This window comes from Blastocatellia bacterium (genome assembly GCA_035275065.1).
GTDB lineage: Bacteria > Acidobacteriota > Blastocatellia > UBA7656 > UBA7656 > DATENM01.
The window spans coordinates 84,146-106,597 of the sequence record DATENM010000014.1; the positions used below are offsets into that span (position 1 = coordinate 84,146).

General features: G+C 61.6%; 14 protein-coding genes. 4 read left to right on the forward strand and 10 right to left on the reverse strand.

Translation table 11 applies throughout. The features are described from left to right. Positions 1-25: 25 nt before the first annotated feature. Together VJ464_02350 and VJ464_02355 are read right to left on the reverse strand one after the other, a co-directional pair. Positions 26-4,147: a hypothetical protein gene (locus tag VJ464_02350; GenBank protein ID HKQ03945.1), complete on the reverse strand. Its 4,122-nt coding sequence runs from the start codon at positions 4,145-4,147 to the stop codon at positions 26-28. 54 nt (positions 4,148-4,201) lie between these two features. Then, positions 4,202-6,568 carry a cytochrome c3 family protein gene (locus tag VJ464_02355; protein HKQ03946.1) on the reverse strand — a complete coding sequence of 789 codons (2,367 nt, stop codon included), beginning with the start codon at positions 6,566-6,568 and terminating at the stop codon, positions 4,202-4,204. 592 nt (positions 6,569-7,160) lie between these two features. Here VJ464_02355 and VJ464_02360 point away from each other — a divergent pair. Further along, positions 7,161-9,149: a heme-binding protein gene (locus VJ464_02360; GenBank protein HKQ03947.1), complete on the forward strand. Its 1,989-nt coding sequence runs from the start codon at positions 7,161-7,163 to the stop codon at positions 9,147-9,149. Between the two features lie 119 nt (positions 9,150-9,268). Here VJ464_02360 and VJ464_02365 read toward each other — a convergent pair whose 3' ends face one another. The 7 genes from VJ464_02365 to VJ464_02395 form a co-directional block, all read right to left on the reverse strand. Next, the gene (locus VJ464_02365; protein ID HKQ03948.1) at positions 9,269-10,369 is read right to left on the reverse strand and encodes a histidine kinase; all 1,101 of its coding nucleotides are present in this window, start codon (positions 10,367-10,369) and stop codon (positions 9,269-9,271) included. Between the two features lie 404 nt (positions 10,370-10,773). Then, entirely contained in the window at positions 10,774-11,010 is a 237-nt protein-coding gene (locus tag VJ464_02370; GenBank protein HKQ03949.1) for a hypothetical protein, read from the reverse strand. Positions 11,011-11,058: 48 nt separating this feature from the next. Continuing rightward, positions 11,059-11,340, reverse strand: coding sequence for a hypothetical protein (locus VJ464_02375; GenBank protein ID HKQ03950.1), 282 nt, complete (start codon positions 11,338-11,340; stop codon positions 11,059-11,061). Then, positions 11,309-11,476: a hypothetical protein gene (locus VJ464_02380; GenBank protein ID HKQ03951.1), complete on the reverse strand. Its 168-nt coding sequence runs from the start codon at positions 11,474-11,476 to the stop codon at positions 11,309-11,311. The genes VJ464_02375 and VJ464_02380 overlap by 32 nt, the downstream gene beginning before the upstream one ends. 144 nt (positions 11,477-11,620) lie before the next feature. Continuing rightward, positions 11,621-14,572, reverse strand: coding sequence for a TonB-dependent receptor (locus VJ464_02385; GenBank protein HKQ03952.1), 2,952 nt, complete (start codon positions 14,570-14,572; stop codon positions 11,621-11,623). Positions 14,573-14,725: 153 nt separating this feature from the next. Beyond that, positions 14,726-15,238 (reverse strand): hypothetical protein, encoded by a 513-nt coding sequence (locus VJ464_02390; protein HKQ03953.1) that lies wholly within the window; start codon positions 15,236-15,238, stop codon positions 14,726-14,728. Positions 15,239-15,648: 410 nt separating this feature from the next. Then, positions 15,649-16,281: a response regulator transcription factor gene (locus VJ464_02395; protein HKQ03954.1), complete on the reverse strand. Its 633-nt coding sequence runs from the start codon at positions 16,279-16,281 to the stop codon at positions 15,649-15,651. Between the two features lie 139 nt (positions 16,282-16,420). On the opposite strand from VJ464_02395, the gene VJ464_02400 reads away from it, so the two are divergent. The 3 genes from VJ464_02400 (at position 16,421) to VJ464_02410 (ending at position 19,825) form a co-directional block, all read left to right on the forward strand. Continuing rightward, positions 16,421-17,329: an alpha/beta hydrolase gene (locus VJ464_02400; protein ID HKQ03955.1), complete on the forward strand. Its 909-nt coding sequence runs from the start codon at positions 16,421-16,423 to the stop codon at positions 17,327-17,329. Positions 17,330-17,441: 112 nt separating this feature from the next. After that, the gene (locus tag VJ464_02405; GenBank protein HKQ03956.1) at positions 17,442-18,134 is read left to right on the forward strand and encodes a hypothetical protein; all 693 of its coding nucleotides are present in this window, start codon (positions 17,442-17,444) and stop codon (positions 18,132-18,134) included. A gap of 41 nt (positions 18,135-18,175) precedes the next feature. Further along, positions 18,176-19,825 carry a GMC family oxidoreductase gene (locus VJ464_02410; protein ID HKQ03957.1) on the forward strand — a complete coding sequence of 550 codons (1,650 nt, stop codon included), beginning with the start codon at positions 18,176-18,178 and terminating at the stop codon, positions 19,823-19,825. Between the two features lie 96 nt (positions 19,826-19,921). On the opposite strand, the gene VJ464_02415 is transcribed toward VJ464_02410, so the two are convergent. Further along, complete coding sequence (locus VJ464_02415; GenBank protein HKQ03958.1) at positions 19,922-22,297, reverse strand: alpha-L-rhamnosidase C-terminal domain-containing protein; 2,376 nt, start codon at positions 22,295-22,297, stop codon at positions 19,922-19,924. Positions 22,298-22,452: the final 155 nt, after the last annotated feature.

Genomic DNA, 22,452 nt, shown 5'->3' on the forward strand with positions numbered 1-22,452 from the left:
ACCCCCAAGCAATGAACATCACGCCTCATCTTTGCGGCGTCGCACCTGCACTAGCCGCCGCGTCCGTCATTCGCGGCGAGCCGTAGACGCGCCGGATGTCGCGGTTGTTCTTGTTGTCGCGATCCTGTATGTCGGGGACCGTGAACAGATTGCCGTTGAGCGTGTACATCCGCAGCAGCTCGGTGAAGTTCAACGGGCGCGCGCCACGGCGACCGAAGACCGCCAGTTGATTGCCGCTCTCATCAATGGCGCGGTCGCGATCAATGCCTTCTGAAACCGCCAGCGCCGGCCCCTTGGTGTGCGCCGAAGCGATCAACTGCGGCGTCGGGCGCGGGCTGAAACCGTAATTGGTCGGGCGCGTTTCGGGCGAAGTCAACTGCACGACGCGCAGGCCGTTCTTGCCGTCGGCGACGTAAGCGAAGAGGCTCACGTTGGTCATGCCGACCTTCACGTCGCGGGTGTCGTTGAGCTTGCCGCCGGCGTCGAACATCTGATCGAGGCGCGGCTTTTCAGGATTCTCCACGTCAAGGATGGCCAGCCCCTGACGGCCGGCCGCGACGTAAGCATAGGTGCGTACCACATAAATGTTATTCGCTTCGGCGAGCGGCACCACCGCGCCTTCGACGGCGCGCGGTTTGGCCGGATCGGTCACATCAATCACCTTCACGCCGTCGCTGTCGCAGACGAAGGCATAGCGGAATTGAATCTGCACGGCGCGCGGATTCTTCAACGCCGGGGCGCCGACTTCGGCGACCACTTTCGGCTCGAACGGATTGTTGATGTCAACGATGACCAGCCCGCGGTCACAGGTGATGTAAGCGTGGGTGCCGGCAATCGTGATGTTGTTGGCGCCGTTCAGCACGCCGTTCGGATTCCATGTCAGCGCCCGCCGCAGGAAGTTGTTCTGCGGGTCGCCGTCGAGCAGCGTCGCGGCGACGACCGTAATCAGCCCCTCGTACTTGTCTGTGACGTAGAGGAAGGCGTAGAGCGGGTGGATCGGCTGCTTGTCGTCGCGGTAAACGGCCTCTTCGTTTTCGGGACGGTGGATGCGCAGCTTGTTGACGCCGTACTTCTTCAGCAAATCGGCGGGCAGCGATGCCGTCGGGTCAACCGCCAGCGTCGAAGGCGATGCCACGGCGGTCGCGTACTTCGTCTTGACGTAGAAGCGCTGGCCGAGCGGCGAAAACGGCGCGGTCGTCATGCGCTCTGAAAAGCCCTTCTGATCGATGTTCGCCACATCGTAAACCCGCAGGCCGCCCTTGCCGGTCGCGGCGTAGAGGTACTCGCCGCGAAGCTGCACGTTTAAGACTTCGGTCTGTTCCGGGGCGAGCGGATTCAGCCCGCGCAGAATGTCATTGCCGGGGTGTTCGTACGCCGTCTCAAGCTCCTGATGATGCGCCTGGTGTTTCTCCCACTCTTCGGGGAAAGCCAGCTTGTGCAGGAAACTGCCGATGACCGCCTGCGGCTCGTCGCGCTCGGTGACGACGATGGATTCAAACCCTTCATGGCCTGTGGCGACGTAGCAATAGCGGCCTATCCAGTTATAGAAGTTCGTCCCCTGCATGTAAGTCATCGCCAGGTAGGCGTTGTTATCGTTCTTCTCTGAGAGGTGACAATCGGCGCAGCCGCGCGTTTCGCGTGTGCGGACGGTGTGCGGGAAGGATGAGCTGAACGATTGGCCGCTGTAGCCTTCTTCGGACACGGTCTGCTGCTGCGAGTAAATCCACTCGCGGTTCTGGTTCTGCGAGCTGACCAGGATGGCGCAGGCCGAGCGGACGGGCGCAAAGCGTTTGCCGGTCACCGTGCCATCGCGGCCAAGCAAGAAGACATCGTCGCGCAGCGTCTGGAAGTTGTATGACGTCCAGTTGCGCAGTTCTTCCTCGCCTTCGTTGTGCTGCATGCCGCGCTCTTGATTCGCCTTCATCTTCAAGTGACAGCCGAAACAGCTCGGCGTCCACGACGTGTGACAACTGAAACAGGTCATGGACGAGTTGGCATGCGCAAGCTTCGTTTCGTCCGCGGGCACGCCGCCCCAGGTCTTGTTGTCCGTCTGGATGGTCTTGGCAAGCGCCGCCTTCTCGTTATAGTCGGGACTGGCCGGGTTGACGGTGTCAGCCACCTGCTTGACGCGCCAGACGACGGGCTTGCCGTCGGCATCGCGGCTGACGGCGGCGCGCTGCCAGAGGTTGCCCTGTGCGTCTTTGAAGAAGCGGTCTTTGCGCCACTGTAGCTCGCGGTAATCGAGCAGGCGTGTGCCGGATTTCGCCGCGTCCTCAACGTCTTTCTGGGTGAAGCGGTCGGGCATCAGCCGGTTGCCGGCTTTCGCCCTTTGATATTCAGCCGAAGTGCGCGCGTTCGGATTGGTCGGGTCGGCGCGCTCGCTGATCGTGCCGTGACAGTCTACGCAATCGATCTCGACGGCGTTGCGCACCTCGCCGTAGAGCTTGCCGTTGCCGTGATTGTCCTGCTTGAAGTGACAGTCGACGCAATGCATGCCCTTTTCGATGTGGATGTCTTTCAGGTGAACCGGCAGGCCGGCTTTCGCAGGCCCTTCGGCGGCCTCTTTGAGCTTCGCCGCATTCACATCATTAACGACATCGCCATTGGCATCGAGGAAGTTGCCCTTGCGGTCGGTCTTGTAGACATCGCGGAAAATCCAGCCGTGGCCGTTGAAGTCCGCGAACTGTGTGCGCGTCAGCTTCGGGTTGACCGAATCGCGCAGGCCGCGCAGGAAATCCACGGAGCCCCAGTTGCCGCGCAACGACGACTCTTCGGGATTGCGCATCAGGGTGGCCTGTTCTTCGCCGGGCGACAGCTTCTTGGACTTTTCAGGGTACATGCCCTTGTCGCCGTCGGTCTCCAGGTCCCACCACGTCGTGCCGTAGAAGCTCATCATCACCAGCGTCCCCGGATGCATGTGACAGACGACGCACTGGCTCGAAGGGATAGCGCGAGTGAACTGGTGTTTGATGGGGTGGCCGGGCTCGCCGCTGTCGCGGGCCTCTTTGAGCGCGATGTCATCAGTATGGGTCGCGCCGTCGTGGCCATACTTCTCGGCATTCGGCCCGCCGTGCAGCGGGTCGCGGTCGTTGGCATAGACGACGTGACAGCCGGTGCAGCCCGACGAGCGGTAATCGCCCGGCTGATCGTTGGTGCCCAGCATGCCCAGCATCGGGTCGAGCAGGCGTGTCTTTTGCAGCCCGAGGTAGACCGGGTCGGTTCTGAGCAGCGTGCCGAGGCCGCGCGGGCTCAAGAGGTTTTGCGTCGGCTTGCCGGGCGACTCTTCTGAAAGCGGCAGCCCGACCTCGGCGGCTTTGCGCCCGCCGCGCTCGAACGTCCGCAGGATGTTGCCCATGTGCGTGATTTCCCAGCGCGGCAGCGGGTCGAGGAACGGCAAGACGCCCTTCTTCTGCGTCTCTTCGGCAGTCGGCTGCGGGATGGTGATGACGCGCTGCGGCTTGCCGTCGGGCGAGAAGCTCTCGCCCCAGCGATAATTCTTGAACGGGTAGCCGCCGTTGTTATACAGCGCCGCGCCCCAGAGCATCGCCCCGGTCGTCATCATGCTCTTGCCGACGTTGTGGACTTCGCGGGTGTGGCACTCACTGGTGCCGCAGCTCATCGCGGCAACGCGCAGGTCGCCGGGATTGACGAAGCGCACGAAGGCCGGGTCTTCATTGTTGATCTCGGCATAATTGCGCACAGGGTTGGCCGCCGTCTTCCACATCGAAGCGTTGCGCGGCAGGACGTGCGCTTTGTCTTGCAGGGCACGGTATTCGGCAGAGCCTTTCTGCACGCCGTCGGGCCGCCGGACTTCGGCGTGGCCGCCGTGACAATCGATGCAGCCGAGATTGACTTTGTAGTTGTGAATGTCTTCGATGCCGCGGTGACAGGTGACGCAGCCGCTGCTGCGGCATTCGGCTTCCGCCGGCGTCATGCCGAAGAGCGAAGCCTTGACCGCCGTCGGGTCACAGGGCGCGGTGGCTTGCGGCGCAGCATCCGTCAGTTCCCCGTGTGCGGGCGTCGTTGAATCGCTGGCGGACGGCGGGCTGGCGGGCTTGCCCGAATCGGCAAAGCTGACGAACGAGTACAGGCAAACGAGCGTCAGGGTCACAATCAGTTTTAACGCGCTGCGATTCGCTGCTTTCATCTTCACTCCCGCCGATGGTCTCTGCTTGATCTGTCCGCGATGGCCGATCAACCCTCAATAAACGAACTTCAGCTTCACAAAGGCCGAATAGAGCACCTTGCGCTTCTGGCCGCAATTCTGGCCGTTGCAATTCGAGCTGTAGATGTCTGTAAAGCCGCTTCCCGGTATCAGCGACGAATAGCCCGCCGAAACGATCCAGTTCTCGCTCAGCAACGGGCGGTACAGTACGCCGACGCCGTAATCAAAGCCGATGCGCTTACGAATGTCCGGCTGGAACAACAGCTCCGACAGCGGCTCTGTGTGGTGGAAGTGCGAGTAGTTGGCATTCAAAATGGCGCGCAGCTTCGGCGTCAGCTCGGCCTCGGCGCCGAGATTGTAAAGGAACAGGCCGGGGTTGACGAAGTTCGACTGGCCCTGGGTCTTGCTGCTGCGCAGCGCCGGAAGCAAACTGCCGGGCGTCGTCAGCAGCACCGCGGTGTTCGTAAGCGGAATGGCTTGCGAGTTGAAGAAGCTCAAGCCGCCGCCGGCAAACTCCTGGTGATCGAGAATCGAATCGAAGCCGCGCCCGGTGCCGTCAAACGGCTGCTTGTCGCCCGAGGCGAAGAAGAACGAGCCTTTGAAGCGCAGCCAGTCGCGGTCTAATGACAGCTCGACCGCCGCCATCTGCGCGTTGATGTTAATCTCGCGGCCGGCAATCGGATTGTCCGAGTCGTGGCCGAGCGCCTGGTAGAGCGCATGGGTGATGTTCCACTTGCCCATGTGACCGTCGCCCGTCCAGCCCAGGTAGTACGACTTGACGCCGTGCGGGCGGACGCTGCCGATCAAGGCCGGGCGCACGAGAAAATCATTCTCATCAAAGTGGCGGCTCGGACGGTCGTCGTTGTAGTGGAAGCTGAACTGCGACGTGTAGCCGTGCCAGTGCGTGTCCTGCCGGAAGAGGTTGGCGATCAACACCGTCTGGTCGCGGAAGTGCGGCGTGTTCAGATCGCTGTTGGTGTCCTTCTCCAGCATGTAGAAGTAGGCGATGTTGTACTGGTAGCGATTGTTGGCGTAATTGCCAAACAGGCGCGCGCCGAGATTCACGTCGCTGAAGATGAAGCCGCGGAAATCCGAGATGAACGGCTGAATGCCCGCACGAATCGAAGTCGTGTCGAAGAACGGGCTCTTCTTGTCGCCTTTGCGCCCGCCGCCAAGGAAAGGAATCACCTTCGTCGTGTCGCCCAACCGATATTCGCCGAAGGCTTCTTGCAGGGCGATGTAGCCGTCTGTGCGGGTGTTCAAGCGCGCCGGGTTGGCGTTGACCAGCCCGTTTTCCTGCGTGTGCAGGTAGTTGATGTTGAAGACCGGCGTGACGTGGACGCGCCAATCCACGGGCTTGAACGAGGTGTCGCCGTTGAACAACTCCATCGACAGGATGAAGTTCTGGTTGAAAAAGTACGCGCCGCCGCGCCCGAAGAACTCTTCGCTGTCGGGCCGTTGCGCTGCGACGTTGCTCGGCACGGGGATGCGCTTGGCGTTCAGGAACGACTCGCTCTCGGCGGTGAGCAAGAAGAAGTTATGCTGGCCGAGTATCGGATAATCGGCCTTCAAGATGTTCTGGCGATAGGGGTTGTAGATATGCCCCTGCGCGTAACGCGGCTCGACGTCGTGACCGGGAAAGCCGATGCGCCAGCGGTCGGTGATGGGCTCGAAGTTGCCGCTCTGCTGTGCCGGCGTGCCGATGCGCGACGGGCCGGCATAGCCCGGCGGGTCGTAATGCGTTGTCGGCACGACGGGCGCTTTGCTGTAATCCGGCGGCCACGGGCGGTTTTCGTAAGGCACAGCGTCGGGCTCAGGCTCAGGACGCCGGCTGCGCGCCTCGTACTCTTCGTCGCTCTGGCCGAGCTTGTGGCACTCGCTACATTTGATAGGCAGCCGATCAACGACCTTGTACTCGCCGCGCGCCACCATCTCCTGTTTCTGCATGTGACAGCCGATGCAGAGGCGGTGATAGGCTTCGCGGGCGTTGAGGATGTAGCCTTCGCGATCAACGAACTGTGTCGGGTCGGCCTCGTCAACTTTGTGGCAGGCTTTGCAGTTTTGAAACTGCTTGCGGTCGGCGACGTCTGTGGTGTCGGGCTGTGCGGGGTCTGCGGTGTCGCGGCGGTGGTGGCAAACGACGCAGTTCATCGAGCCGGCCTCTTTGTTGAGGTACGGCGCGTCGAAGTTGCTGCGAATCTCTAACGATTCATGGCCGCGATGATGGAATAAGACCAGGCCGCGCCTGCCATTGGTCGCGTCGAGGCTGATGGCGGGCCGCTGCGCCGCGTCTTGCGGCACATCCACTCGCTCGCCGGAATCAGCCGCCGTGTGGCGCAAGCCGACGGCGAGCGCCAGCGCCAAGAATATATACAGTGCAACAACAGTGAGCTTGAATCGCATTCAATCCCTCTCAACCGCGAACGCAACTCAGGGACAGCCGCGATCTAAACCGGAGTGCCGGTCAGATAAGGTACAAGAGAGTGAGGAACTTCAATCTTTAGACGAGTTCCATATCACGAATGACCTGTTTTTATAAACTACTCTACTGCAACACTGCTGGGTGATACGCGCCGGAAAATATCATTTCAATTTTTCAAAGTCAAGCGCGACCGCTTACAGAAGTCGGCAATCGCTCGCTGATAGCCAGAGGCATAAGGCTTGCTGTAAGTCTTGACCCTTGAATCTTTCAAAAGCCATTGGCGCGCAAGCCGCCGTTTGATCGGGATCCATAGTTAGCGCAGGGCCTATTCATTCTCGAATAGCCATCGGATATAAACCGCCAAGACGCCAAGACGCCAAGACCGCCAAGAGGAACTTTGTGTTCTCTTGGCGGTCTTGGCGTCTTGGCGGTTCAAGTTCGGAGAATGAATAGACCCTGATAGTTAGCGGTCGCCGCTTGCAACTGAAAGCGACTTTGAGTAAACTTGCCGCCGTTTGGTCATCAGTCGTCATTATGTATTTTCCACTGTCCTCAACTACACGGAGCGCAAAGATGTTCAGAAGACTCACATCGCTCAAACTGCAAAGCCTGTTATTTGTCGCCGTGCTGATCGCTTTCACCGGTCAGACGCTGGCTTCCCTGACCCAGACGGCGCAATCGCCGACGATCAACGTCCAGGCTAGCGCCTTTGACGCCGGCCAGGGGCGGCTGGTCATCAAAGGCTCGAATTTTCAAAAGGGTGCCAGCGTCAGCCTGCGTTCAGCCACCGGCCAGACGCTCGCTTTTGGCAGCGTCAAGGTCAAGAGCGCGTCGAAGATTTTTGTCAATGGCGTCGCCGAAAGTGATCTCGCGGGCGGCATAGACGTGACGATCACCAACCCCGATGGCAGCACCGTCTCGGCGCACCTCGAAGTCGCGGCCAGCGACGACGGCCAGCTCACAGACGCCGACGTTAAGCAGATCATTGCCCAGGCTGCCGCCCAGGCCGACGCCAGCAGCTTGAAATCGACCATCGCCGTGGTTGACAAAGAAGGTAATGTCCTGGGCGTCTTCACGATGAATGGCGCGAATGCCAACACGACGGTGACTTTGCCGAACCGCGGGCCGCGCGGCGGCATCGAAGGCGTCACCGTGCCGGCATGCGCGGCGGCGATCTCGAAAGCCGTGACCGGCTCGTTCCTGAGCAGCCAGGGCCACGCCTTCAGCACGCGCACGGCCAGCTTCATCGTTCAGGAGCATTTCCCGCCCGGCGTCCACTTTCAAGGCAGCGGGCCGCTGTTCGGCGTGCAGTTCTCGCAGCTCCTATGCAGTGACGTCAATGCGCGCTCACCGCTCGGCCTCTCTGCCGATCCGGGCGGGCTGCCGCTTTACAAGAATGGCGTCAAGGTCGGCGGCATCGGCATCGAAGGCGACGGTCATTACACGCTCGACCCGGACCCTTCGGATAAAGACGTACCGCCGGAAGAACTGATCGCGGTGGCGGCGACGCGCGGCTTTGAAGCGCCCGCCGCGATCACCGGCGATAAGATCATCGTCAACGGCATCCGTTTCCCTTACGTCAACGCCCAGATGCCGGCGGCGGCGGCGGTGCCGGGATTCAATCAGCTCAATGGCTCGCTCAACACCTGCCTCGGCCTTGCGCCGGCGGCGGTGCTGCCGGCACAGCCCTCTAGTTTCCAGGTCATCACGCTCGACCCATCGATCCCGGCCGGCCGCGTGCGCATTGAAGATGCGACCCATCATTTCTATCCTTTCCACAGCGGCTCGGCGTTGAGCGCAGGCGAAGTCAAGACGCTCATCGTGCAGGCCGCGGCCCAGGCGTTCAAGACACGCGCCGCGATTCGTCAGCCCGAAAACAGCCCGGCTGAAGTCAACATCACCGTCTGCGACGTGGACGGCACAATCCTCGGCATCTTCAGCACGATTGACGCGCCGATCTTCGGCTTCGACGTCTCGGCGCAGAAAGCGCGCACGGCGGCTTTCTTCAGCAACGCGAACGCGGCGACGCGTTTGCGGCAGGCGGGCTTCAGCAATTATGTAGATGCGGCGGCCAAAGACGGACTCAGGCTCGACGGCTCGGTGGCGTTTTCGGATCGCGCCGGCGGCTTCCTGAGCCGCCCCTTCTTCCCGGACGGCATTGACGAAACCGAGCACGGGCCGTTCTCAAAGCCCATCGAAGAATGGAGTCCGTTCAACGACGGCTTGCAGCTCGATCTGCTGCTCGATGAATACTTCCTCAACATCCTGCGCGGCATCGGCGGCAACACCGCGGCGCTGACGAATGCGCTGACGCCGCCGTGCCCGTCAATACCGGCAATCGCCAACGGCATACAGATCTTCCCCGGCAGCGTGCCGATCTACAAAGGCGGCAAGCTGGTCGGCGGCCTCGGCATCAGCGGCGACGGCGTTGATCAAGACGACATCATCGCGGCGATGGGCAGCACAGGCTTGGAGTCGCCGCCAGAGATGCGCAGCGACCGCATCTTCGTGCGCGGCGTGCGCTTGCCGTTCGTCAAGTTCCCGCGCCATCCGGATCGTTAGCGCCGGCTCACGGTTTTCTGCCACAAAGGCCCGAAGAATCACGAAGGAACATCCGTTCCGTCTTGGTGATTCTTCGGGCCTTTATATTTTTGTGGCGAAGCGGATTCGGCGGGCCAGTATCAGGAAGCGTTGAAAGGGATTTCGAGCGTCACGCTCAAGCCGCCTCTCGCGGTGTTGGCCAGGTCGAGCCGCGAATCATCTCCATAGAGCTGCTGCAAGCGCGCCTGTGTGTTGGCCAGGCCGACGCCCTCTTTCAGAATCCGCCCGTTGTTGCCGCTGGTGACGAGGCCCGGCCCGTTGTCGATGATCTGCACCTGCAATGAGCCGTTGAAGCGGCGCGCGGCGATCTCGATGCGCCCGGCGGCGATGTGCGGCGCGATGCCGTGACGGATGGCGTTTTCGACAATCGGTTGCAGAATCAGATTCGGCAACCGCGCCTCTAAGGTCTGCGATTCGATGTTCATCTCGACGCTCAGGCGGTCTTTGAAGCGTATGCGCTCGATGTCGAGATAGGATTTCAGGAATTCGAGTTCCTGGCGCAGCGGCACTTCCTGAACGCCGGCGCTGTCGAGCGTCAGGCGCAGAAAGTCGCCGAGCCGCGCGATCATCTTATCCGCCGCCTGCGGGTCTTTGTGAACCAGCGCCGAGATCGAATGCAGGGTGTTGAAGAGAAAGTGCGGCTGCAACTGCATCTTCAACGCGTGCAGTTGCGCCTGCGCGAGCTGCGCTTCCAGGCGCGTGGCGCGAATCTCGCCGGTGCGATAGCGGCGGTAATAATTCGTCGCGTAGCTGACCAGCAGCATCAGCCAGTAGAGCAACGTGCCGTAGTCGAAGAAGAGATAACCGTTGAAGAAGAGCTTCGTCCACGGCAGCGCGCCGTCGTAGCCCGAGACGAAGTAGACGAACGTCAAATCGCGGAAGGCGCGCGTCGCAAAGCCGAGGATGATCGAGGCGAGGACGTGCACCGTGAGGCCGCGCGTCAGGCGTCCGCGCTCAAGCGGGTAGCGGCGCGCCAGCCACAGCACCAGCGGCGTCAGCGCCGCCCAGATGTAGGCGAACGACATCTCGACAAGCAAGATGCGCTGCCAGCTAAATGGGCGGACGCTGCGGCTGAAGGCGAGCGTGGATTGACTGGCGAGGAAGACGCCAAACAGCGTCCAGACGCCGATGATGAAGAAGGCACGTAACCAGCGGCGGTCGAATAATCTTCCGGCTTTCATAATGCTTTCCACGCCACGGGGCCAGTTAACCATAGCACAGCCCAGCGGCGCGCGCCTCACAACCTCGATTGCTGGACTGAACGGACGGCTTTATTTGCTTGGACGCACGCGACACGAGATCGGCTGCGTGACTCTCGCGGCAGCGTGGTTGCTGACGTAATCCGAACAACACAACTGGTGCAGCCGACTTATTCTATGCTGTGGGGCGAAACATCCAAACAACTTGTGACGAACCGGCCTGATCGCGTGACGAAGCGGCCCGGTGGGAAGGCAAAAGTAAAAAGTAAAAAGGCAAAAGTGGCAGAGCCGGATTAATAGATAGAAAGAGGCCCCGGCGAAAGTACCCGATCCTATCTATTCATTCCCCTGCCGCACTTTTGCCTTTTTACTTTTTACTTTTGCCTTCACTCGCGCCCGACACCCAGGGCGTCGGCGACCCGATTGATGTAGTTGAACCACGACGCAATCAAGGTAATCTGCAAAATGGCGCGGTCGTCAAAGCCGACTTCGCGCAAACCGGCGTGGTCGTCGGGCGAGATGCGCGTCGCGTCTCTGGTCAACTGGATGACGTAATCGAGCATGCGGCGGTCTTGGGCGGCGAGCGGCGCGTTCTCGTAATCTTCCTTGAGCGCCCGCACCATCGCTTCATCAAGGGTGACTCGACGCAGAAACTCTGCGTGCGATTCGATTCAGTAATGGCAGCGGTTGGTCACCGAAACCATCGTGGCGATCATCTCGTGCTGCGCCCGCGTCAGCGGCAGGTCAGGCGACATCAGCGCGCCGAAGGTCGAGAAGGCGTGGTAGAGCGCCTCGGGGATCAAGGTATGTGAAGCGACGATGCCCGACGTGCCATCGCCGGTCGGATGCACGGGCGTCGCGTACTCTTGCGGGTAGAGCAACTGCTCCATCTCGATGGCGCGGCGCAGGCGCTCATCGGCTTCATCCATTTTTACGGTTTTGATCCACGTCATTGGCCTGTTTCCTTTCCCCGAAAAGTAACCAGTAGACCGGCAAGCCCGAGGCGACGACGGCGACGCCGAGTCCAGCTTGCAGCGGATTGCCGAGCGCCAGCAGCAGCGGCAAGATGACTTCGCCGACCACGAGCATCGAGGCCGACCAAAGCCTGAGTTGCCGCTTAAGATGGGGTGCGGTCTGAGTTGCTGACACGATTGGCAAGGATAGATCAGGCGGAACGCGCCGGACGCTCGCTTCTGTTTGCTCTACAGAGGCCGGCGCGTCCGCCTGATAGCTTTAAAAAGTGAAGCGCGCCGCGAGCTGAACGGCGCGCGGGCCGCCCGCGCCGAAGACGCCGCCGGCGGTCGTCGTCGGCTGCCCGAAGCTTGATGACTTCAGGTACGCGGCGCTGCCCGAATCGTTGCTGTCGCGCACCAGGGCGTTGGCGCGCCCCGAGTAATTGACCGTCGAGACGCCGAGAATGTTGGTGACGTTGAAGACGTTGAACATCTCGATGATCGGCTCAAGCTGAACGCGCTCGCCGAAGCGGAAGCGCTTCGACAGCCGCAGGTCGAGCGAGTTGAAGCTGTCGTTGAAGCGCGCCTGATCGTTGACCAGCGGCAAGGGCTGGCCATTAATACCGCCGCCGGAATTGACCTCACGGATAAACCCATTCAGCTCGGCGCCGCTGTGAAACAACCGGCCACCGGCATTGCGCTGCAAGCTCGGGATGCGCCGGCTGCCATCGGGCAACAGGATGTCCATCGGCACGCCGGAAGCCAGCGTCCAGATGGGCGCCAGCAGCAAGCCTGCGGGCAGCTCGAAGATGCCCGAAAACGTGAAGCGGTGCCGCTGATCGTTCGGCGTCGGGCCATATTCGAGTTGCAGGTTGTTCGGGTCAATCGGCCCGCTGGCAAACGGTATCTGATCGTCGTTGGCGTAGTTGAAGGCCTTGGCCAGGGTGTAGGCGGCGCGCAGTTGATAGTGATGCGCGAAGCGTTTTTCGAGGCTGACGAGCAGGCCATCGTATTTCGTCTTGACGCTCGATTCGACGTTGACGACTGAGTCCGGGCCGCCGACCACAGGGTTGAAGACGGCGCCGATAGTCCGCCCGATGATGAAGTGCGTGCCGAAGTTATGCAGGTAATCCGCGCGCAGGACAAAGTCGCGCGCCAACTCTGCCTGCATGCCGATATCGGTCTGTTGCACCATCGGATTCTGCAAGCGGTTATCGATGATGTTGATGCCGCCGGCGCCGGCGCCCGGCAGGATGAAGCCGGTGAAAGGATGGCTCACGGTCGGCGCAAACGGCGGCAAGTGGCCCGTCGGGTCGAGGAAGAAGAGGTTGCCGGCGCGCACTTCAATCGGCAGCGACCGCCCATCCAGACCGCGTTCGAGCGATTGAATCTCCAGCGTCACGCGGTCGTAGTAGATGCCATAGCCGCCATGCACGCTCAGGCGCGCGCTCGGCGACCAGTTGAAGCCCAGGCGCGGCGCGAAGTTATTCTTGTCGCGGTGGCGGCTGCCGGACAGGAATGGCCGGATCAACGGATTCAGCTCGTCGGCGCGGCTGACGTTTTTGACATCCGTGTCCAGCTCGTAGCGCAGGCCGAGGTTGAGCGTCAGCCGCGGCGACAGCTTCCAGTCGTCCTGCGCAAAGAAGGCAACATAGTTATTGTCAGCGTCGGGGATGACGAGCGGCGAGGTCGGCTTGCCGCTGCGCAGGGTCACGGCAAACAACAGGTCGTTGTCATCAATGCGCCCGTCGCCGTTGTGATCGAAGGTCGGAAAGTCTTCGACGAACTCGATGCGCCCCGATTGAAAAACGCCGAGGTTGAAATCCGCATCAATGCGCTGAAACTGGCCGCCGAGCTTCATCGTGTGCGTGCCCTTGACCCACGCGAAGTTGTCGCCGAACTGCAACCGATTCATGCGCGTCTGCTGCGGCACGCGGAACGACGCGCCCTCTTGCAAACTGGGGAAAGTCAGTTGCGGCCCCGGCGTCACCGGCACCGTGCGATTGATGAAGTTCGTAACGCTGAAGTCAACCTCGTTGGCCATCGTCGGCGAAAGCAGCCGGGTGTAGCGCGTTGCGAACAATTGATAGTTATTCTTTGAAGCCTGTCGTTCGGACGCCGAGCCAATGGGGCGAATCAGCGAACTCGCGGTGGTGTGATCCACGCGCTCGATGGAGTAGCGCAAGGCGAGCCAGTCCTGGCTGGTGATGTTCCAATCGCCGCGCCCGTTGGCGAGCAGGTCGTTGAGCGGCGCGTCGGCAAAGCCGCGCCTGATGGTGCGCGTCGCGGCGTCGCGCTGGCCGACCAGAACGGCGCCGTCCTGGTTGCGGTACTCGAAGGCGGCGAACCAGAAGAGGCGGTCTTTTTTGATCGGCCCGCCCGCCGCAAAGGCATACTGCTGGCGATCAAACGGCGGCGTCGGGTTCGAGCGATCAAAGGTCGCCGGCAGACCTTGCAGCTTGCGGTCGCGGAAGAAGAACGAGGCGGAGCCGTGATGCTCGTTCGTGCCCGACTTGGTGACGATGTTGATGACGGACGAGCCGGAGCGCCCCTGTTCGGCGGCGAAGCGGTTGGTGGCGATCTGGAATTCCTGCACGGCCTCCTGTGAGACGTTGATGAGCGAGCCGCCGACGACATCGTCGTTGTTGTCGGCGCCGTCAATCGTCACGCTGCTGCCGCGCCCGATCTGCCCGGCGGACGAGATCAGCACGGTCTCGGTCTTCGTCGGATCGAAGTTCGGCGCCGGCGCGTTGCCCGGCACCAGCAGCGCCAGTTCGAGGAAGTTGCGCCCGTTGAGCGGCAGGTTCTCGATGGCGCGGCGATTGATGACGTTGTCGACAGTAGACGTCGTCTGGTTGATGAGCGGAATGTCCGCAATCACAATATCGCCGGTGATAGCTTCCACCTGAAGCGTCGTATCAAGCGTCACCGCCTGCCCGACTTGTAGCGTCGCCGGGCGGGTGATCTTCTTAAAGCCGGGGAACTCGAACGTGACTTCATATTCACCGGGCGTGAGGTTGGTCAGCGTGAATAAGCCGTCGTCGTTCGTCTTCGTTTCGCGCGCAAAGCCGGTGTCCTTCTGCGTAGCCTTTACTTGCACCCCCACCATCACCGCGCCTTGCGGATCGACCAGACGCCCGCCGAGCGTCGCCGCCGCCTGTTGGCCGAGCGCCGTGAGCGGCGCGCTGCTGCCGACAAGTATGCTCAAGAGAATAATCGCAACTCGTTTCAAGCTTTCTGTCTCCCGCTTCCCAAAGGGGTTTGCGCTCGCCGGTCGCCTCGGCTTCCGGCCACACAGGGCACACGGCTACTGACTGCGAAACCAACGCTTCGCAGCGCTCAATGGCACAGCGATGGTCGAGGGATGCCCGCTTGTCAGGTTCAGCTACTGGGACAACTTGTACTCGAAGACGAAACGACCAAACTGCATAAACCCTTTGCCGCTGCCGTAGGCCGCCGGGCTGATGTAAAACTGGCGGACGCCTGTGCGCCGCGTGTCGAGCTTGGCCATCACCCGGCCAAGCAATCGCTCGCTGGCGGCTTCATAAAACTTCACTTCGACCACTTCGCCGTCAACGCGCTTCGAGCCGAAGACGTATTCGCCCGGCTGGAGCAGCATATCGCCGATCCGCAGCGGCACCTGTGTGATGATGAAGTGTGTATATTTGCCCTCGGCCTCATAGCCGGTGACGATCATGAAGACGCCTGCGACATAGCGGCTACCGTCGGTAATGCCGGAAGCGGCGCGGAATTCGGTCTCAATGCGCTCTTTGCCGACCGGGGCGCGCGCCGGGATGATTTGCCGCAGCTCGGTTGTCGTTGCCTGACGCCAGAGCGGGCCTCCGGCCAGAGCAGGTGTACAGCACAACAGAACCCATGCCAGAGCAAAGCGTTTCATAAAAGTTCAGAAACTGGCGTTCGCAAGAAGTCTCGCTACACAGAACGCAGAGAAGATATGGGCTTGCGCCGTGCGCTTGAGACGCCTCCCCTGCATCCTTCAGGGCACTGGCACATCCGCGATCAAAGAAGCTGCGGCTCGCGAGCAGGCCGCCAGAGCGATTCCATCTTGTTTTTAGTTATAAGAAAAGGTGCAAGAGCCGTGCCCTTACACCTTTTAAAATCCGCTCTAGAACTTTGAGGTTACCGTTAAGTACGCGGTAAGAATACCGGCAAAGCGCCCGCCTGTCATTAAACCAGGGTATAAGGTTTGACTATATCTTTAGTTATAGTCGCTGGGAGCGCGGGCGTCCCGCCCGCCGCTTCGCGCCGGCGCAAGATTGCCGGCGAGACGCCCGCGCTCCCAGGCTTTTAATCCAGGTGGATGATGCCGCGCTGCAAGGCGAAGGTCGCGGCGTGGGTGCGGTCGCTGACGCCGAGCTTGCTCAGGATATTGTTGACGTGAATCTTGACCGTGCCTTCCGAAATCGACAGGTCGGCGGCGATAATCTTGTTGCTCTTGCCCTGGGCGATGTGTTTCAAGACTTCAAGCTCGCGCGCCGTCAGCTCCGTGCGGTTCATGCGCTCGGCCAGCCGGCTGGCGACTTCGGCGGGGATGCGGCGCTGCCCTGCGTAGACGGCGCGGATGGCTTCAACCAGCTCGTCGCGCAGCATGTCCTTGAGCAAGTAAGCGCGCGCCCCGGCTTGCAGGGCGCGGTAGATGTCTTCGTCGCCATCGTAGGTCGTCAGGACGATGAAGCGGGCGTCCTGGTAATCTTTGCGGATGGCGGTGATGGCTTCGATGCCGTCCATCTCCGGCATGCGGACGTCCATCAAGACGACATCGGGCCGGTGCTGGCGGTACATCTCGACCGCCTGTTTCCCGGAGGTCGCTTCGGCAATGACCAACATATCAGGCTGCGTGTTGACGACCGCCGCCAGTCCCATGCGGACGACGAAGTGGTCGTCGGCGATCATCACGCGAAGCGGTTTCTCTTTGCTCATAAGCCATCCCGTCTGCCGAGCATTGTACCCATCGCCGCCCGGCTTTGAAAGGCGGCTGTAGGCGGCGCCGCTTGCCTGATGGCGGCGATTGCGATATTAAAGAAAGGCGCAGTCGCGCGCTTTCACCGGACATAAAATCATGAACAGACCACTCTATTGCCTCGCCCTCGCCGCGTTTGCCGCGCTCTCATGCGCCGTTCAAGCGAGCGCGCAGACGAATCAAACAATCAAGCTCTGGACGGATGCCGCGCCCGGCGCTGTGGGCAGCGAGCCTTCGGATGTGCCGACGCTTACGCCTTACCTGCCGCCGCGCGAGCGGGCGACCGGCGCGGCGGTCATCGTCTGCCCGGGCGGCGGCTACCAGATGCTCGCGGATCACGAAGGGCGGCCCGTGGCCGAATGGCTCAACACGCTCGGCATCGCCGCCTTCGTGCTGAAGTACCGCATCGCGCCGCGCTATCACCACCCTGCAATGATGCTCGACGCGCAACGCGCCATGCGATTGGTGCGCGCCCGCGCCGGCGAATGGGGCATCGATTCGCGCCGCATCGGCATCCTGGGATTTTCCGCGGGCGGCCATCTCGCCTCGACCGCCGCGACCCATTTCGACGCCGGCAAACCGGATGCCGGCGATCCAATCGAGCGCGTCAGCTCGCGGCCCGATCTGGTCATCCTCGTCTATCCGGTCATCACCATGCGCGAGCAGACGCATGCGGGCTCGAAGCGCAACCTGCTCGGCGCGCAGCCCGACCCGCAGATGGTCGCGCTGATGTCGAACGACGAGCAGGTGAGCAAAGATACGCCGCCGGCTTTCTTGATTCACACGGTCAACGACGCGGCGGTGCCGGTCGAAAACAGCCTGCTCTTTGCCGCCGCCTTGCGCCGCGCCGGCGTGCCTTACGAGATGCACCTGTACGAGCGCGGCCCGCATGGCTTCGGGCTGGCCCCGAATGATCCGATCCTGTCGAGCTGGCCGGCGCGCTGCGCCGACTGGCTGCGCCTGCACGGCTTTGCCGCGGCGCATCCGTCTAGCCCTGCCAGCAAGTGAGCAGGCGGCTGATGGTCAGGCTGCAATCAGCTCACTTTGACTGCGCCGCGAGCATGGCGTATCTTAACGACAATCCGCTGTCAATCCGACGAGCAAGAAAGGAGTCAGGAGAATGAAACGCTGGTTTATTATCGTCGCCCTCATCCTCATCAGCATCTCTGCGCCGGCGCAGGACAAGGAGAAAGAGAAGAGTAAGGATAGCGGCTCGCGCCTGGTCTACGCCGATTTCGAGCAGCTTAAAGAAGGCCGCGCCGTGAGCGCCCGCGGCGGCCTGGTCCTGCTCAGCGGCTATCAGGAGAATCCGGCGATTACGGTGTCATTCACTAACTCGGACAAGCCGTGGCCGCAAGCGCCGCTCGTCATCCCGGCGGCGCAAGCCCACAGCCAGTTGATCGCCTATAGTTTCAGGATTCCGGCCCCGAACCAGTGGGCCGGCGTCACCCTGGAGATTCGCGGCTTGCCTGACAAAGATGGCAAGCAGGTCGGCGAAGACCTGAGCGCCTACCGATATATCTCGTTCGACATTCAGGCGCAGGGGACGACAACGATGCGGGCTGAATTAATCAGCAAAGACAATGGCGTCGGCATTCCCGATGGGCAGAATCATAGCTTCCCGTTTAACCTGACATCGGGCATGCACACCTACCGCCTGGAGCTGAAGAAATTCTCGCAGCCGAACTGGGATACCGTCACCCGTGTTGACGTCAAAGAGGTGCTCAAGCACCTGACGGCTATTCATCTGACCACCACCACGGTGCCGTCGAACGGGCAGATCGTGGTTGATAACGTCGCCTTTGAAAAATGAGCGCGACAACGAACCGAGCAAGAATCGAAGGAGTGTGAAATTTGCTACAAGTCATCAACTCGGCAAAAGTCTATGATGTGATCGTCATCGGTTCGGGCGCGTCGGGCGGCATGGCGGCATGGAACCTGACCCGGCAGGGGATCAATGTGCTGGTGCTTGACGCCGGCCAGCGATTCGACCGCAACAGCTTCTGGTCGCACGTCTTCCCTTACGAGTGGCGCGAGCGCGTTCGCAACGGCGAGACGCCGCCGGAGTTTTACCTGAGCTTGAAAGAACAGCCGGTCATTACGCCGCAGGGCCAGCCCTTCGAGCTAACGCGCGTCTGGGGACTCGGCGGCAAGACGAACGTCTGGGGCCGCGTCAGCCTGCGCTATTCCGACATTGACTTCAAGGCCGCCGAGCGCGACGGCTGGGAAATCCCCTGGCCGATCTCCTATAAAGACATCGCGCCTTACTATGACAAAGTGGATCAACAGATCGGCGTCTGCGGCGGCGATGACGATTCGGACGTGCTGCCGGGAAGCCGTTATCACCAGCCGCCGCCGCGCCCGCGTTGTGGTGAGGTGCTGTTAAAGAAAGCCGCCGGGCGGCTCGGCATCCCCGTCGTCAGCGGGCGGCGGGCGGTGCTGACGCAGAATCATAACGGCTTTGCGAAATGTCACTACTGCGGCAACTGCGGGCGCGGCTGCGACACATCGAGCTTTTTCAACGCCGGCGATTATCTGATTACCCCGGCCTTAAAAACCGGCAAGCTCGAAGTTCGCAGCAACGCCGTCGCGGCGCGCATTCTGGTTGATAAAGAAGGCCGCGCCAGCGGCGTGCAATACTTCGACCGTCGCAGCAAACAAGAGCATCAGGTGCGCGGGCGCGTCGTCGTCTTGGGGGCCTCGGCGATTGATTCAACGCGCATTCTGCTCAACTCGAAATCAGACATCTACCCGAACGGCATCGGCAACACCTCGGGGGTCATCGGCAAGTACCTCTGCGAGCAGGTGCGCAGCGAAGCCTTCGGCTTTCTGCCGGAGCTATACGGGCGCGAGACGACCAACGACGACGGCATCGGCGGCGAACACATCTACCTGCCGCGCTTCAACCATCGCGGGCGCAAGCGCGAATACCTGCGCGGCTTCGGCATACAGTTCTGGGGCATCGGTTGTCAGCCGGGCGTCGGCAGCTATGCATGGAATGTTGATGGGTTCGGCTCGTCGTTCAAGAAAGAGGTGAAGCGGCGCTATCCGGCCTGGATCGCGCTGCACCCGTTCGGCGAAGTCCTGCCGCGCGCCGAGAATTACGTCACCACCGAAGGCACGCCGACGGATCAATATGGCGTGCCGCTGCCGAAGATCGTCTACGCGACGGGCGAGAACGAGCGCCGCATGGTCTCGGAGATGTACGACACGATGGAAGAGATCATGCACGAAGCGAAAGCCGAAGTCTTCACGCTCGACCGCACGCGCACGGGCGCGAACGGCTCGGCCATTCACGAGCATGGCACCTGTCGCATGGGTGACGATGCGAAGCGCTCGGCGCTGAACAAGTTCAACCAGATGCACGCGGTCAAGAATCTCTTCGTGGTTGACGGCAGCGCCTTCCCGACGGCGACCGAAAAGAACCCGACGCTGACGATCCTGGCGCTTTCGTGGCGCGCCACCGACTACCTGGCCGACGAAATGAAGAAAGGCAATCTGTAAAAAGTGACAAGTGACAAGTGACAAGAAGAACGTCGCCGACCCGGCCTTGCCAGAAACCAGAGTGCCAATGTCTTGTCACTTGTCACTTGTCACTTGTCACATCAGCAGGCGTTGCGAGCCGCCGCGCAATGGCATCTGCTTGCCGCGCCATTCGATTCTTCCCTTCAGCGAGCGCGGCAGGGTCACCGCGACATTCAAACGCTCGCCGGCGCGTGCGAGCGTCAGCGTGATGTCGCCCCGCGGGTGCGGCATCCGTGCCGACACACGTTTCAACGCGCCGAGGTGCGGGCGGATAACGATTTCATGAAAGCCCGGCCCGGCAGGCTCGATACCAGCAACCGTCGCCAGCAAGTCAATGTTCGGATGGGCGCTCCAGGCGTGACAGTCCGAGCGCGCCGGCTCGGGCGTTTCGGCCCAGGTTGTCAGTCCGAGCTTCAACATCTCGCGCCACGGGCCGAGTTGATTCAGGTACTCATCGCCCAACCCCGCCTTCGTCATCGCGCGAAACAGGTAATAGCGGAAGTAGTAGGAGCATTGCGTCAGCGTCGTGTCGCTCAAGACCTGGCGCATCACCGCCGGCTGTTCTGCGACCGGGATCACGTCGAGCAGCACGGCCAGGATGTTGGCGTGCTGGCTGAAAGTCTGTTTCGCCGGCGTGTCGCTGACCAGCCGCCGCGATGCATCCCGGCATTGAGCCCGCACGGCGTCGGCGACCTTGTTCGCCAGCTCGCGGTAATGACCGGCGCGCTCAGCGATGCCAAAGGCTTGTTCGAGATCGGCGGCCTCGCGCAAGGCGGCGACCATTTGCAGGCTGAGAATGGCCGATTGCCCATCGGTTGTTTGCGGAGGCACGCCGTCTTTGAAGCCGTTTGTCCAGTCAACAAAATTCCAGAACTCCGGCTTCGCCAGTAAGCCCGATGGCGCGAGCCGCGCTTCAAACCAGTCGAGCACGCCGCGTGAGCCGGTCAGCAGCGGCTTAAGAAATTGCTCTTCGCCCCGGTGCATCCACAGGTCATGCATCATGCCGATCCACAACAGCGAGAAGGTCGGGATGTACTGCGGTAGCTCGGACGGGTAACGGCTCTGCGTCAGACCTTCGGGCGTGCGCGATTCGTCTATCAATTCGATGGCGTTCTTGACCAGCCGCGCATCACCAGTGGCATAAAGCGACAGCAATGCCTGGATGCGCGTGTCGCCGACGTATTGAAGCTGCTCGTAGTACGGGCAGTCCATGTAGGTCTCGTGAGCGCACAGTTGCGCCGTACGCCAGCCGACATCCCAAATCTCTTTCAAGGTCGGGTCGTCGCTATCAAAACTGGCGCGCACGACGAACGGATAAGCGGTGAAGACGGCGCGCAAGTCTTCGATGGTGAGCGGCTCGGCGCGCGTTTCGATGTCGAGTTGCAGGTAACGAAACGTCCGCCACCAGAGCGGGCGAAACAGCCTGCGCCGACCGCCGTCCGTGATAAAGCGGTCGCTGAGGCCGTGCATGGTTTTGCCTTCGACGTCGTTGCGGTTTCCCTTCTCTCTGCCTTTCCAGAGCGCCTCGGCATACGTGATGGCGACGGTTGAATCGCGCCCGCCGCTGGTGATCAGCTCAGGGTAAGCCGTCGTCAAATAACTTTGATCGATCAAGAGTGTGGCGCGACTGTTAGCCGGCACAGTGAGCGGCGCGCGGCCTTGCAGAAAGCCGTCACTGGCCGAAACGCCCGCCGCGCGCGCGACGCGCGCCAGCCGCTCTGTCTTTTCTTCCATCATCGGAATCGTGCGCGGCACCAGGAACCAGCGCGACGGGCTGTCTTGCAGCCCGCGCGGCCCGCCGTCTGACACGGCGATTGCCGCTTGCCACGCGCTGTCATCGTAATCAGCCGCCTCCCAGCCCCACGGGTGTCGCGCGGCGTTGTGAATCTCGCCCGGCCCGGCGACGTAATAGCCGCCCGCCGTCGCAAAGTCTATAGGCTTCAGCTCGACGGCGCTGCTGCGATAGGCTTTCCAGCCGGCGTCGGTGTTGACGGCGGCTTCGGCACTGCTGTCGCCTTGCAGGATGAAAGCCGTCTCGTTGCCCATCTGCGCCATCGGCGCAAGCGCCGCAAAGTTCCAGACGACCGCCGCGACGAGGTTGCGGCCCGCCCGCAGGTGCGGCGCGATGTCTACGCTATCGAAACGCCAGTGATTGAGGTCGCCGCGTGCGGGGCCTTCGGCGACGCGCTGGCCGTTGACGAAAAGTTGATAACGCTGATCGGCGCTGACGTGAACGACGTAACGCGGCGGCGCGGCGGCGAGCGTAAACGATTTGCGAAAGTGAAAGACGCCGACCTCGCGCCTTGAGCCTTCGGGCGCGGCGATCCACCGGGCTTTCCATCTAGTGCTGAGCAGGTCGGGGTTGATGGCCTGACTCGCGGCCCTGTGATCGAGGGTCGCAAGCAATAAGATCATTGCCAGGCAGGCGCGAAATGATGACCGTCTTTTCAACGTTGCCGTTCCTTTCTGTGCATGAATCAACCTGAGCCGATGATGCGATAGATTATCGTATAGACGACGGCGGCACGAATTGATAACGTCATGCCTGCGGCATTATAAGCATGATCGCCGCCGTCAACAAATTCAGGCGAACGCGCCCTTGGAGA

Excerpts from the sequence above, each read along its gene's own strand:
- VJ464_02400 (HKQ03955.1), top strand. The coding sequence starts at position 16,421 with ATGAACAGACCACTCTATTGCCTCGCCCTCGCCGCGTTTGCCGCGCTC.
- VJ464_02380 (HKQ03951.1), bottom strand. The coding sequence starts at position 11,476 with ATGCTCGTGGTCGGCGAAGTCATCTTGCCGCTGCTGCTGGCGCTCGGC.
- VJ464_02375 (HKQ03950.1), bottom strand. The coding sequence starts at position 11,340 with ATGACGTGGATCAAAACCGTAAAAATGGATGAAGCCGATGAGCGCCTG.
- VJ464_02350 (HKQ03945.1), bottom strand. The coding sequence starts at position 4,147 with ATGAAAGCAGCGAATCGCAGCGCGTTAAAACTGATTGTGACCCTGACG.
- VJ464_02370 (HKQ03949.1), bottom strand. The coding sequence starts at position 11,010 with ATGGTGCGGGCGCTCAAGGAAGATTACGAGAACGCGCCGCTCGCCGCC.
- VJ464_02355 (HKQ03946.1), bottom strand. The coding sequence starts at position 6,568 with ATGCGATTCAAGCTCACTGTTGTTGCACTGTATATATTCTTGGCGCTG.
- VJ464_02365 (HKQ03948.1), bottom strand. The coding sequence starts at position 10,369 with ATGAAAGCCGGAAGATTATTCGACCGCCGCTGGTTACGTGCCTTCTTC.
- VJ464_02390 (HKQ03953.1), bottom strand. The coding sequence starts at position 15,238 with ATGAAACGCTTTGCTCTGGCATGGGTTCTGTTGTGCTGTACACCTGCT.
- VJ464_02360 (HKQ03947.1), top strand. The coding sequence starts at position 7,161 with ATGTTCAGAAGACTCACATCGCTCAAACTGCAAAGCCTGTTATTTGTC.
- VJ464_02395 (HKQ03954.1), bottom strand. The coding sequence starts at position 16,281 with ATGAGCAAAGAGAAACCGCTTCGCGTGATGATCGCCGACGACCACTTC.
- VJ464_02405 (HKQ03956.1), top strand. The coding sequence starts at position 17,442 with ATGAAACGCTGGTTTATTATCGTCGCCCTCATCCTCATCAGCATCTCT.